This is a genomic window from Aequorivita viscosa, from assembly GCF_900106795.1.
Taxonomy (GTDB): domain Bacteria; phylum Bacteroidota; class Bacteroidia; order Flavobacteriales; family Flavobacteriaceae; genus Aequorivita; species Aequorivita viscosa.
Genome location: NZ_FNNS01000034.1, coordinates 9,803 through 23,020, shown reverse-complemented (window position 1 = coordinate 23,020; position 13,218 = coordinate 9,803). Strand labels below are relative to the sequence as shown.

6 protein-coding genes are annotated in these 13,218 nt (G+C 37.9%); 4 read left to right on the top strand and 2 right to left on the bottom strand.

Annotation, left to right across the window (positions count from 1 at the left end; all coding sequences use genetic code 11):
- From BLW28_RS14495 to BLW28_RS14485, 3 genes are all read left to right on the top strand, one after another.
- Nucleotides 1-367: integrase core domain-containing protein (locus BLW28_RS14495; RefSeq protein ID WP_143036840.1), on the top strand; the 367-nt coding region annotated here is incomplete at its 5' end.
- A 281-nt stretch (nucleotides 368-648) separates the two neighbouring features.
- Nucleotides 649-6,885: a GEVED domain-containing protein gene (locus BLW28_RS14490; RefSeq protein ID WP_073221769.1), complete on the top strand. Its 6,237-nt coding sequence runs from the start codon at nucleotides 649-651 to the stop codon at nucleotides 6,883-6,885.
- Between the two features lie 22 nt (nucleotides 6,886-6,907).
- Nucleotides 6,908-7,141: a hypothetical protein gene (locus BLW28_RS14485; protein ID WP_073221772.1), complete on the top strand. Its 234-nt coding sequence runs from the start codon at nucleotides 6,908-6,910 to the stop codon at nucleotides 7,139-7,141.
- A gap of 278 nt (nucleotides 7,142-7,419) precedes the next feature.
- Here BLW28_RS14485 and BLW28_RS14480 read toward each other — a convergent pair whose 3' ends face one another.
- Together BLW28_RS14480 and BLW28_RS14475 are read right to left on the bottom strand one after the other, a co-directional pair.
- Nucleotides 7,420-8,145, bottom strand: coding sequence for a LytR/AlgR family response regulator transcription factor (locus BLW28_RS14480; protein ID WP_073221774.1), 726 nt, complete (start codon nucleotides 8,143-8,145; stop codon nucleotides 7,420-7,422).
- A gap of 1 nt (nucleotide 8,146) precedes the next feature.
- The gene (locus BLW28_RS14475) at nucleotides 8,147-10,081 is read right to left on the bottom strand and encodes a tetratricopeptide repeat-containing sensor histidine kinase (protein ID WP_143036905.1); all 1,935 of its coding nucleotides are present in this window, start codon (nucleotides 10,079-10,081) and stop codon (nucleotides 8,147-8,149) included.
- A gap of 555 nt (nucleotides 10,082-10,636) precedes the next feature.
- Between BLW28_RS14475 and BLW28_RS14470 the strand changes: the two genes are divergently transcribed.
- On the top strand, nucleotides 10,637-13,218 hold a 2,582-nt coding region (locus BLW28_RS14470; protein WP_143036904.1), incomplete at its 3' end, for a BspA family leucine-rich repeat surface protein.

Below are 13,218 nucleotides of genomic sequence, written 5' to 3'. Positions count from 1 at the left end.
ACAAAGAGAGTACCCATTAATACACCACTCTGACAGGGGATTGCAATATTGCTCAAATGACTATCAAAAATTATTGGACGATAATGGGATCACCCCAAGCATGACTGAAAAATACGATCCTTACGAAAATGCAATCGCAGAGCGGATAAATGGAATTTTGAAACAAGAATTTGACATAGCAAAAAACGTCAAGGATTTTAGTTTAAAGCGACAACTTATTGTAGCAGCAATAAAAACATACAATAATGTAAGACCTCATTTTTCCAATCACATGTTGACACCAAGACAAATGCACGAACAGAATAAATTGAAAAGAAAACAATACAAATCAAAAAAGCTGAACAATGACGTCATTGTTCAGCTTTAATTAATAAATTTAATCCTTTAATAATCTGTATCGGTTATTTAGGACTAGACAGATGGATGAGGATGAAGATGAAGTTTGACGATTTACACCACGACATTTAGACTCACGACAAAAAATACTTTGCGCCCTAGAGAGAAATTATAACTTCAAGAAAAAGCATGACGATTTAAAACTTCAAAAACCTCCTGTTTATGCGAATCAAAAGTTAAATAGGGTTATCCCCTAGATTATACTTTTATATAAACATCAGTTTTGTAATTCACTTAATAAACCACGGAATTATGAAAAAACTACACCTCGTAGCTACAAGATTCTTGGTTTTGAACCTGATGTTTTTCAGCACTTTAGCATCAGCTCAAACACCAGAACAAGCTAAAAAAATCACTGCGTCGTATGACCAGGCGTATCTTCGAGATCTTGCTGCCAAATCTCTAGAAGAGTCGACAAAGAAGAAAAAAGCAGCAATTGAATTTGCAAAAGCCAGGAACATTCCTGTTGCCTATACGACAAAAGAAGGTTCGTATGTTGAGTTGCAGGAAGTTCTTCCAGACGGCACCCTTCTCTATAATACCACTTATAATGCCGATGCAGCAAATTCGACACGAACAAACCACCTTAACATTGGTGGTTCTACAGGCTACAACCTCGAAGGCCAAAATATGACTGCCTATGTTTGGGATGGAGGACATCCTCGAGCAACGCATCAAGAGTATGATGGACCTGGTGGTACTAACCGCTTCTCAATTATGGACAGCTCAGAAGAAGGCGGTCTACAACTAAACTCTCATGCTGCACACGTTGCTGGTACAATAGGTGCTTCGGGTGTTGAACCCCAAGCTAAAGGGATGGCTCCACGTTCAAACGTAAAAGCCTATAAATGGAATGATGACTTAGCTGAAGCAACAACAGAAGCAGCAAATGGAATGTTAATTTCAAACCATTCCTATGGTACTTACGCTCAAAATGTTTCAGACGATAGACTATTCGGATCTTATCAATATCTATCACGAGTTTGGGATAACCTGATGTTTAACGCACCTTATTATTTAATGGTTGTTGCAGCAGGAAACGATGGAAATAACACCCACTTTAACGGTCATCCCCTTGCGCCAGGTTATGATATGTTAACCAATAGGCAAACAGCAAAAAACAACCTGATTGTGGCAAATAGCCAGGATGCAGTTATAGATAGTAACGGAAACTTAGTTTCAGTAGCCATTACTTCTTCTAGTAGTCAAGGCCCAACGGACGACCTACGAATCAAACCAGACATTTCTGGAAATGGATATTTTGTGTATTCTACTGTTGAAACTTCTAATAATGCCTACGATACTAAAACTGGAACTTCTATGGCTTCGCCAAATGTTGCGGGTTCTTTATTATTATTGCAAGAGCATTATAATAAAGTGAACAGCAATTTTATGAAAGCTGCTACTTTAAAAGGACTTGCTTTACATACTGCAGACGATGCTGGACCTGTGGGGCCTGATGCTCGATTTGGATGGGGACTTTTAAACTCAAAACGTGCTGCAGAAACCATAACGCAAAATGGAACTAGTGCGCTTATGTACGAGATGCTAATCTCACAAGGACAAACTATCACACTACAAGTGGATGCCGATGGCGTTAACGATTTAATTGCTTCCGTCTCTTGGACAGATAGACAAGGAGAAATAAACAATATTTTAAACTCTCCTACACCAACGCTAGTGAATGATTTGGATATCCGTGTTTCAAAAAACGGAACTACTTTCTACCCATGGCGACTCACTTCTGCTACAACAAATAGCAACAGTGGAGACAACCACGTTGATCCGTTCGAGCGCATTGAAGTTGCCAATGCTTCCGGCACATATACTGTAACTATTAGTCACAAGGGAACCTTAGTTGGAGGAAGTCAAGCTTTTAGTCTTATTGTTACTGGAATACAAGTAGATTGCTCAACTGCATCTGTACCACAAGCAGTTAACACTCTCGAGGTTCAAGGAGAAACCGCTACTATTGCTTGGACACCAATTCCTGGAGCAACCTACGATTTGAGATACCGTAAAGTAGGAGTTTCGACCTGGACATCTGTGTCGGACATTACTTCTAATACTTATGAAATTACCGGACTTAACACTTTCACCGAATATGAAGTGGAAGTAAGAAGTAAATGTGTATCGGGAACACCTTCAAACTACTCAAATACGCTTAATTTCACTACTGCTGGACTAGATTATTGTGCTTCTTTCTCTTCATCGGCAAGATCAGATTATCATATAAGTAATGTGACTTTAAATACAATAAACAATACCTCAACTGAAAGTACCTATTCAGATTTCACAAATATAAGCACAACATTAACCGCTGGTGAAACCTATACTATTGCACTTACTACTGGCGCAGATGCTAACTACAGAACTTATTATAATGTGTGGATAGATTATAATAACAATGGCGTATTTAATACATCTGAAAGAGTATTCACTACCCAAGGTGTCGCTAACAATGTAGCTTCAGGTTCCTTCACTGTACCTTCGGATGTGAATCCGTCAACAACTACCATGCGTGTTATACTGAGCTATTCAGCAATATCAAATCCTTGTGGTGAAATATCCCTTGGTGAAGTTGAGGACTATGCTATAAATCTTCAAACAGCAGAACCTTGTATTGCTCAAACACCTCAAAATGTTAGTGCTAGTAATATAAACGATGATTCAGCAACAGTAACTTGGACGTTAATCCCAGAGATGACATACGATCTAAGATATCGTGAAGTTGCCACTTCTACTTGGTCTGATGTACTTGATATTTCAACAAATTCATACGAAGTATCAGGACTTAATCCTGAAACTGAATACGAAGTTGAAGTGAGAAGTAAATGTTTAGACGGAACACCTTCAGATTATTCAACTGCAATTTCTTTTACTACGACTACTATGGTAGTGACTTATTGCGACTCTTCTAGTAGTGTTGCAAGAGGTGATTACTATTTAAGTAATGTAACTTTAAATACCATAAACAATACTTCAGCGGAAAGCACTTACTCTGATTTCACAAATATTAGTACGGAGCTAACTGCTGGTGAAGCATACACAATTTCGTTAACTCCTTCTGCTGATGGAAATTACTGGACTTCTTATGGCGTTTGGATAGATTATAATAACAATGGCGTTTTTGATGCAGCCGAAAAAGTGTTTGAGTACACTGGAGGTTCAGTTGAAGTTGCAACAGGCTCCATCATAATTCCTGCAGATAGTAACCCACTATCCACAACCATGCGTGTTTCTATGACATCAGGACAAACAGTGCCAGGTCCGTGTGACTCGATTGTTAATGGAGAAGTTGAAGACTATACGATTGTGCTTTTGGAGGCTACTTGCACTGCTTTAGTACCTCAGGATGTTGCAGTAACTAACGTTGCTGAAGAAACGGCGACAGTGACTTGGACGTCAATTACAGAGATGACTTATGACCTTAGATACCGTGAAGTAGCTTCTTCTACTTGGTCTGATGTACTTGATATTGCAACGAATACCTACGATGTAACAGGGCTTAATCCTGAAACTGAATATGAAGTTGAAGTGAGAAGCAAGTGTACAGACGGAACACCTTCTGAATATTCAGCTGCGGTTTCCTTCACTACTAATTCTGTGGAAGTAACGTATTGTGATTCTTATGCAAATTATCCACTTGCAAACTTCCATATTAGTAATGTAAGTTTAAATACTATCAACAATACTTCAACGGAAAGTGGATACTCTGATTTTACAAATATAAGTACAGATTTAGCCGCTGGTGCAACATACACCATTTCCTTGACCACTGGTTCTGATGCTGATTATCCTGCATATTACGCTGTTTGGATAGACTACAACAACAACGGCACATTTGAAGCTACAGAAAGGGTTTTTTCAATAGCAACTACGGCTAATGTAGTAGCTACTGGTTCCTTCACTCTACCTTCTGATGTAAACCCTATAACTACTAGAATGCGTGTTTCGTTGAGTAATTCTCCAGGAATACCTGCACCGTGTGAGAATATTAACATTGGAGAAGTAGAAGATTATACTATCAACCTTGTGCCAGCACCAGCTTGTGCTGCTCCTACAAATCTTAATTTAGTACAGGTAACTGCAACTTCAGTTATTATAAATTGGACTGCAGGTGGTACTGAGTCCAGATGGGTTGTTTCTTATGGAACACCTGGTTATACTCCAGGCGATAGCAACGAAATTAGCTTGTTAAATGCGAATTCACCTGGTGGTCAGATTTCTGGATTAAACGCTAACACACAATACGATTTATATGTTCGCGCTAACTGTGAACCTGGATTGAGTGAATACGTAGGACCACTTAGTTTTACTACGCCTTCAGCTTTAGTTAATGACGATCTTTGTGATGCTTTACCTTTAACCTTGGGCGCAAGTTCAGCTGGAGATGCTTATACGAATGTTGGCGCAACTGCACAAGCTAACGAACCACAAGGTAGTTGTGCTTATGGTACTATTATGTCTGTATGGTTTAGCTTTGAAGCTCCACTTAGTGGAAACGCAACAGTGACTACGGATATCGCGGGTGGATCTTTGAATGACACTGAAGTCACTATTTATGAAGCTCCTACAGATTGTGCAGACCTATTAACCCTAGGTGCAGAAATTGCCTGTGATCAAGATGGAGGAGGAACTACTGGTCATAATTGGAGATCTATAGCTACAATGACTGGCTTAACTCCTGGGAACACCTATTACATCCAAGTTGATGGTTATGGTTCAAGCACAGGTACTTTCGGTATTGAAGTACACGATGATGGATATGACGGTTTTGTTTATGAAAACGGTACTTGGAGTCCTCAAAACCCAAGTGGTGTTGCTACGACAGCAGATGACATTTATGTAATAAACGGTACAACAAGTCTTACTGCAAATACTGGAGTAAACAACCTTACTATTATGTCTGGTGCTACTTTAGAAATTAACAATGTACTTACTTTGGGTGGTGACATTATTAATGATGGAAACCTTGTATTTGCAAGTAGTGATTCTGGAAACGGAGAGCTTGCTGAGGTATCAGGAACTTCAAATATTTCAGGGAATGTTACCGTAGAGCGTTATATGAAAAACAAGCGTTCATACAGAATGGTAAGTAGCGCAGTAACCACAACCTCTTCTATCCACGACAACTGGCAAGAAGGTGCTACTAGTAGTTCAGATAACCCAGCTCCAGGTTTTGGAACCCATATTACAGGAACTACTACTGACCAAATGAACGGTTTTGACGCTACAGCTACAGGTAATGCATCAATGTTTACGGTTAATGTTGCAACACAGCAGTTTGAGGCTATTGGTAATACCAATGTAAACACTTTGACAGCAGGTGAAGGCTATTTATTGTTTGTTCGTGGAGATAGAAGCATTGATCTGACTGATCCATCCGACAATGTATCTAGCTCAACGGTGCTTCGTGGTACTGGTTCATTAGTTACAGGTACCAACACACAAAGCTTTGCTGATGCATCTGCAAACAACTTTGTTATGTTCGGAAATCCTTATCAGAGTGCTGTTGACATAAACAGTGTATTTGCTGCTTCAACTAATGTTGCTCCAGGATTCTACTACGTTTATGACCCAAGTCTCGGGACTTACGGATCGTATGTAACCGTAGATCTATCTGATGGATCGAACACAGCTGGTTCTAGTGCTAATCAATATTTACAACCAGGTCAAGCCGCACAGCTTAAAGTAACTGGTCCTGCAACAGTAGTGTTTAACGAGAGTGCTAAAGCTCCTGGAATGTACACTTCGACTAGCGCTAACCCTATGGCTGCAAACGATATGCTAACCGTTCAGCTATATACAACTGAGAACTTCAACAATGGAGGTCCAGTACACGATAGCTTCGGAATTGTATTTGCAGAGGGCAACGACAACAGAATTACTGCTGCTGATGCTACAAAGCCGATGAACTTTTACGAAAACTTAGGTGTAAACAACAACGGAACTTACTTGAGTATTGAGCATAGAGAAATGCCAGAAGCAGGCGACGAATACACATTGTACAGTGCTGGCTATACGAAAGCTGAATACACATTGAAAGTAGTAGTTGATGGATTAGAAGCTAATGACTTCTACCTTGCAGATCACTTTACAGGTACACGTCTCCTTTTAGAAGCTGGAGAAAATAGCTACAACTTTAAAGTTGATGCTAATGAACCGATGAGCATTGCTACCGATCGTTTCTCAATCTATACAGAGCAGCGTTTAGGAGTTGATGATAACAACCTACTTTCAGGCATCCGCCTCTACCCTAACCCATTGAACGGAGATACATTCTACATCAATGCACCAAAGTTAAACGGAGAGCAATTGTCAGTTAGCATCAGCGACGTAGCTGGAAGAAGCATTTACGAGCAAACGTTAGACTGCCGAGCAAATACAGTATCTGTTCCAATGGGCGATAATATTGCGTCTGGTGTTTACTTAGTTACGTTAAAGCACGGTGGAGAGACTTATACTTACAGATTGATAAAAGAATAAGAATCTTTAAAACAGAATTAATATGAAAACTAAAATAAATAATATGAAGGTAAGCAATAGCACCATTAATAAAAAAGCCTTATTACTATTTACCGGTCTAATGCTTATTAGAAGTATAACCGCAACCGCCCAGATAGGATTACCTGGAGGAGATCCAAATATCCCAGATGCCCCTATTGACGGTTTCCTGAGTATTGGCCTCATTGCTGGAGTCTGTATTGGTTTACGAAAGCGGATAAAAGAATTGAAGGAGTAAAACTCTGAATGTTCTAATAGATTAGTTTTATTAGGTGGTTTGTTTGAAGAGAGGGTTCCAATTGTGGAGCCCTCTTTTTTTTGAAGATGTAGTTGAAGATGAAATCCAAATCCAAAGCGAAATCAAAAGAGAATAAATAACCCTTTGTGGCCTTAACGAAAAACTTTGCGACTTTGCGTGAAAATACGGAGCAGTGATTTTGAAGAAAACAAGACTGATAAAGATGCTACTTTAGCCAGTCTGAAAATAAGTCAACAGTAAAATACCTGACCCCTATTTTACTTTAAATCTAAGTTTAGTCTTTTAATCAACTCTTCGTAATTAAACGATTTTGAAACAGGTAATTCTTTGTTTATTGAAACTAAGATTGAGTTTCTATCTATAGCCTTAATTTTTTCAACATTCACGGCGTACCTTCTATGAATTCGGTATAGATTTTCATAATCCAACATTTTTAAAACCTCATCTAATTTTCCACGTACTTCATGTGTTATTGAAGCTGTTTTTAAGTGAACGTAGTTTCCTTCAGACTTGAGGTAAACCAAATCGGCTTTATTGATTTTCACTAACCCACTTCTAGATTTGATAATCGTAGGAATGACTTTTACGGGATTCTTCTCTTTGTTTCGCTTCTGAAGATTTCTGCAAGCCATTTTTACAGATGATATTAATGTGGGATTATTGAATGGCTTCATTATATACCCGTCGGGGTCTGTACTATGAATTTCCTCTAACATTGCATCACTGCCATAAGCCGTCAAGAAAACGATGGCACAATTCAGAGATTCTCTTATTTTTTTAGCCAACCAAATACCGTCTTTAGCACCTTTTAAATTGACATCTATAATCACCACTGTCACATTTTTTTGTGGAATTTCTAGCCAAGCATTTTCGGCAGCAGAAGCGCTTCCTACATATTGGTAACCCGCGCGCTGCAATACTGAAACCAGTGCTGCCCGCGTTACTCCCATATCTTCTACAATGTAAAAATTTTGATTTTCCATATTAATCTGTAAAGGTTATGTTGCAGTTAAATCCGTTATTATTCGTAAACTTTACAGTGCCATCAAGATCTTCTACAAGCATAATAATCAAATTGAGCCCCGTATTGTAATAGTTTGAATTATTGATGTTATTAAAACCACTTCCACTATCTGAATAGTCTAGGATATATATACCTTTGTTCTTAGAAAGGGTTATATCTATTGTCCCTGTTTCATCAAAAGCGTGTTTAAGCGAATTTGTTATCAATTCACAGATAATCAATGCTAAAGGAGTTGCTTTTTTTACATCTAACTGCACTGTAGGAGCCGAAACATTGTAACCAATATCGATATTTGGATAACTATCTATAAGCAAATGGCCTAGCTTTTTTAAGTAGGCTTGCATATCGAGTTTTGAAACCCCTTCCTGTTCATAAAGCAGTTCGTGAATCATAGACATACTTTGCAAATAGGCTTGAGATTCCTCATAGATTTTTGCGTGCTTTTTAGAGTCAATTTTACCACGTTGCAACTCCAAAATACCGGACACTACTTGTAAATTATTTTTAATTCGATGGTGAATTTCATCTAGCATAATCCCCTTTTCATTTAAACCTTTTTGAAGTGCATCTTTTTGATTGGCAATAATTTTGTTTGCTTTTATAGCCTTATAGAGCATAAAGCCAATAATGAATCCCAACAATATTACTATACATAGAAAAACAAGTTGAATAAAATTAGCTTCTTCTTTTTGTTGAAGCAGTTTTTTATTTTTTTCTAATGCCTCCCCTGTTTTAACAAAATTGAATTTTGCCGTTGCCTCAGCGTAGCTTTTTTCATCCTTGGCTTTGTTTAACGAATCGATTAAAGCTAAACTTTGCTCAAAATAATTTAGCGCCTTTTCATTCTCCTCTTGTGCCAAGCTTATTTTCGCCTTTAATAAATAAGCATTTTTACGATTGGCAGGGTTTCGAAAAAATTTTTCAAAAGCTAAAGTGCTATCCGTGTATGCTTGGGCTAATACAAGCATATTGTTATGATAATACAGCTCAGAAAGATTTTGATAAACTTGGGCTGCGGTATTGGGTTCCTTTACAGCTTTGCTTGAAGCCAATTCATTTTTAAACGCTTGTTCCTTCTTGTTAAAACCTGCGCCTTCTATATCAACTTTAACGATATTCGATGCAACTACATTCTTAAAATGATTTATATATTCTTCGGAAAAATAGTGGTCTTTAAGATCGTTTCGACCCAAAATTTGAATTGCTTTTCTGTAAAAAATAAGCGCACTATCGGGTTTTTCCTGCTTTGCAAAGGTTAATCCAATATTATTGAACATACTGCTGGCTCGAAAAAAATTGTCAGCCTTTAGAAACACGTCTGCTTGCTTTTTATAATTGTTACGGGCAAGTGTGTACTGTCCCAAATTATAATAAATAAGGGCTAACTCATTAAAATACCCGTAGGTTTTAGGCCAAACCAAGTAATTGAATTTCTCATTTTGTTCAATCAGAAGGTTCAGGATGTTAAGTTGTTGTTGGTAATATCCTTTGCGCCGATAACTAGAATTAATAGCCAAAAGCGCATAAACACTTTCAGGCAGCTCCAAAAACTCTGGCTGTATCAGTAATTTTTCACCAATAGAAACAACAAGGTCATCTTTTAATCGGTTGTCGTAATATATCAACAAATAATACTGTGATAAAAGTTCTTGTGTTTCGCTTCCCTGATTTTCAGCCCAAGTTTTCGCACTTTTCAGCGTATTAAGAAGTTTAGTAGACCAGTAAAAATCTTCTTCTTTATGAGATGCCAGCTGCTGAATTTGCGGTCGAAGTTTATTGAAATCTTCCGATGTTTCTATCGGATAGCTGTTTTCCAAATTCGTTTGCACTAACTCATTTTGCGAAATGCAAGAAAAGCCAATGGCGAAAAACAATATGTGGATTATTAATTTCAATAATTCTGAATATTCAATATGCTGATTTTTTTACTGATTTCTATGATATAAATTAAACTGTTTATCCCGTTTCGCGTGAAGCTTAGCACTATGGTTAAGAGTAATTAATCTCAAGTTTAAAATACGAATCTACTTTCAGCTTGATTGGTTTATTCAATTTTATTGGCACCAGGAACAACTAAAAAACAAGTAATACTTTTTCAAACAACCACTCATAAAACCACATCACCCACACCCATAAGCCCCCATATAACCAATAATTCATACAGATATCTCAATTTTAGCAAACATATCTCAAAAAGGCTTGTAATACGTAAAAATAAAAGTTAAAGATGAAAAGTCAGCCTTGTTTATTCGAAAATAGTGAAGAATCAGTTTTTAAACAGCAACAGATAATTTAGCATAAATTCAATTTAAACGTAAAAAAACACCCATACTTCACAAAAAAAGGGTATTACTTCACAAAACGACTTGTTTTCCGTAAATTTATTTAATTCAACATAACTTGCATTATTAAACAAATTTCCGATAAAAAATCAGCAAAAATTAGCGATTATGAAAAATATATACTTTTTATTTTTAGTATGGTCAATGGCTCTAAATGGTATTGCACAAAGTGATTCCTGTGCATCCCCAACCGTGCTAACTTCTTGTTTAGTAAAAAGTGGGAATAACATAGGTTCGACAGCAGATTTAGGTTCTGAAGATTCATTTGACCCAATGAGTATTTGCACACTTTCGGTAGAAAACACCGTATGGTATACCTACACTCCTACTGTTTCGGGCCCTCACGAGGTTACAGCCGTATTAAGCACCTGTAGCCCTTATAATTCTGGGCTTCAGGCTGGGTTACTAAGCGGTACCTGTGGAGGCCCGTATACTTCAAAGGGGTGCGGATTTCTTCAGGCTGGAACCACAAGCACATTTCAAGCTACTTTGACTGCTGGCGAACCCGTACTTCTTGTATTGGATGGCGATGGTGGTGATGAGTGCTCAAATATAGACATTTCTATATGTCCTGTATCACAACCAGCCGATGCCTTTATCACCACTTGGAAAGGGAGTAGCTATACAATACCAACCAACCCTGCGAGCGGTCCTTATAATTATAATGTAACTTGGACAAATCTTGATAATGCAGGGGTTGGAGATGGATCTGCGACTAACCTAACCGGAGATTACTTAATTTCAGGTGTTACTTCTAGTGATAAATATAGAGTGGAAATTACGGGGTTGTTTCCTCATTTTTATATGAATGCCAATAGCGATGCATTTAAACTGAGGTCTATTGAGCAATGGGGAAATAATGCGTGGACAAGTATGGAGGCAATGTTTAGTAACTGCGTGTTTATGAATTATAATGCTACGGATGTTCCAGATCTATCAAATGTTACAAATGCTTCGGAAATGTTTCGTGATACTAGTGCTTATATTGGAAATTTAGCCAGCTGGGATGTAAGCACCATTACAGACATGAGCTATATGTTTTATGATATTACCGGAACGATTTCAAACATTAGTGGTTGGGATGTTAGTAATGTAACAGATATGAGCTATATGTTAGGAGCAGATATTCCTGAAATTCACAATATGTTTAATCAAGACATTAGTAGTTGGAATGTTAGTAATGTAACTAATATGGAGCATATGTTTTTTAAAAGCGTCTTTAATCAAGACATTAGTGGTTGGGATGTTAGTAGCGTAACTAATATGAACAATATGTTCAACAGGGCAGGATCCTTTGATTTTTCACTTGGAAATTGGGATGTAAGTAATGTGATAAATATGACAAATATGTTCACAGATTCAAATTTGTCTACAACTAATTATGATTCTACCTTAAATGGGTGGAATGCTTTAAATCTAAAACCCAATGTTACTTTAGGAGCAACAGGTTTAAATTATTGTAATGGAGAATTAGCTCGCCAAAATATGATAGATAATGATGGATGGACATTTACGGGAGATAATTTGGATTGTACAGGAGCAGCCTTTATCACTACTTGGCAAACCACCAACGCCAATGAAAGCATTACCATCCCCACAAATCCAGCTCTTTCAGGCTACAACTATACCGTAGATTGGGGCGATGGCAATACTTCTACCGCTCAAACGGGTGATGCTACCCATACGTATGCTACGCCTGGCACACATACGGTTTCTATCACTGGAGAATTCCCATCTATCTGTTTTTTTTACAGCAATAATAAAAATAAAATTATTTCTATTGATCAGTGGGGAACAGGAACATGGAAATCAATGAGCCGGGCATTTCAGGGATGTGTTAATTTACAGGGTAGTTATACAGATGCACCAAACCTAAGTTCGGTAACTGATATGAGAATGATGTTTCGCGATGCAACTGTTTTTAATGGCAATGTAAGCAACTGGAATGTTGAAAACGTGATTAGTATGATGGGAATATTTTGGGAAGCTTCTGCTTTTAATGGCGATGTAAGCAATTGGAATGTAGCCAACGCAACTGACATGAGCTATATGTTTCTTGCTGCCCTTGCGTTTAATGGCGATGTAAGTAATTGGAATGTAGCCAACGTAACTAATATGAAGTATATGTTTTTGCATGCTTCTGCTTTCAATGGCGATGTAAGTAGCTGGAATGTTGAAAATGTTACGGATATGGATAGAATGTTTGACGGAGTAACTCTATCCACTGCAAATTATGATGCCTTATTAAATGGTTGGAGCACACAAACATTGCAACCAAATGTAGATTTTCACGCAGGATATAACACCTATTGCGCAACGGCCGCCAGAGATATATTAACAAACGCACCGAATAACTGGACCGTTACCGATGGCGGTTTAGACCCAAATTGCGCTAGTAACACCGACGCCTTCATTACCACTTGGCAAACCACCAATGCCAATGAAAGCATTACCATCCCTACAAATCCAAATGTTTCAGGATACAACTATACGGTAGATTGGGGCGATGGGAGTACTTCTACCCCTCAAACGGGTGATGCTACCCATACGTATGCCACGGCTGGCACATATACGGTTTCTATTACGGGAGAATTCCCTGCTATTTTTTTTAACAATTTTGGCAGTAAAGAGAAAATCACCTCTATTGAGCAGTGGGGAACTGGAAACTGGACTACTATGACACGGGCTTT

Coding starts and splice junctions, on each gene's coding strand:
- BLW28_RS14490 (WP_073221769.1), top strand. CDS start 649: ATGAAAAAACTACACCTCGTAGCTACAAGATTCTTGGTTTTGAACCTG.
- BLW28_RS14485 (WP_073221772.1), top strand. CDS start 6,908: ATGAAAACTAAAATAAATAATATGAAGGTAAGCAATAGCACCATTAAT.
- BLW28_RS14480 (WP_073221774.1), bottom strand. CDS start 8,145: ATGGAAAATCAAAATTTTTACATTGTAGAAGATATGGGAGTAACGCGG.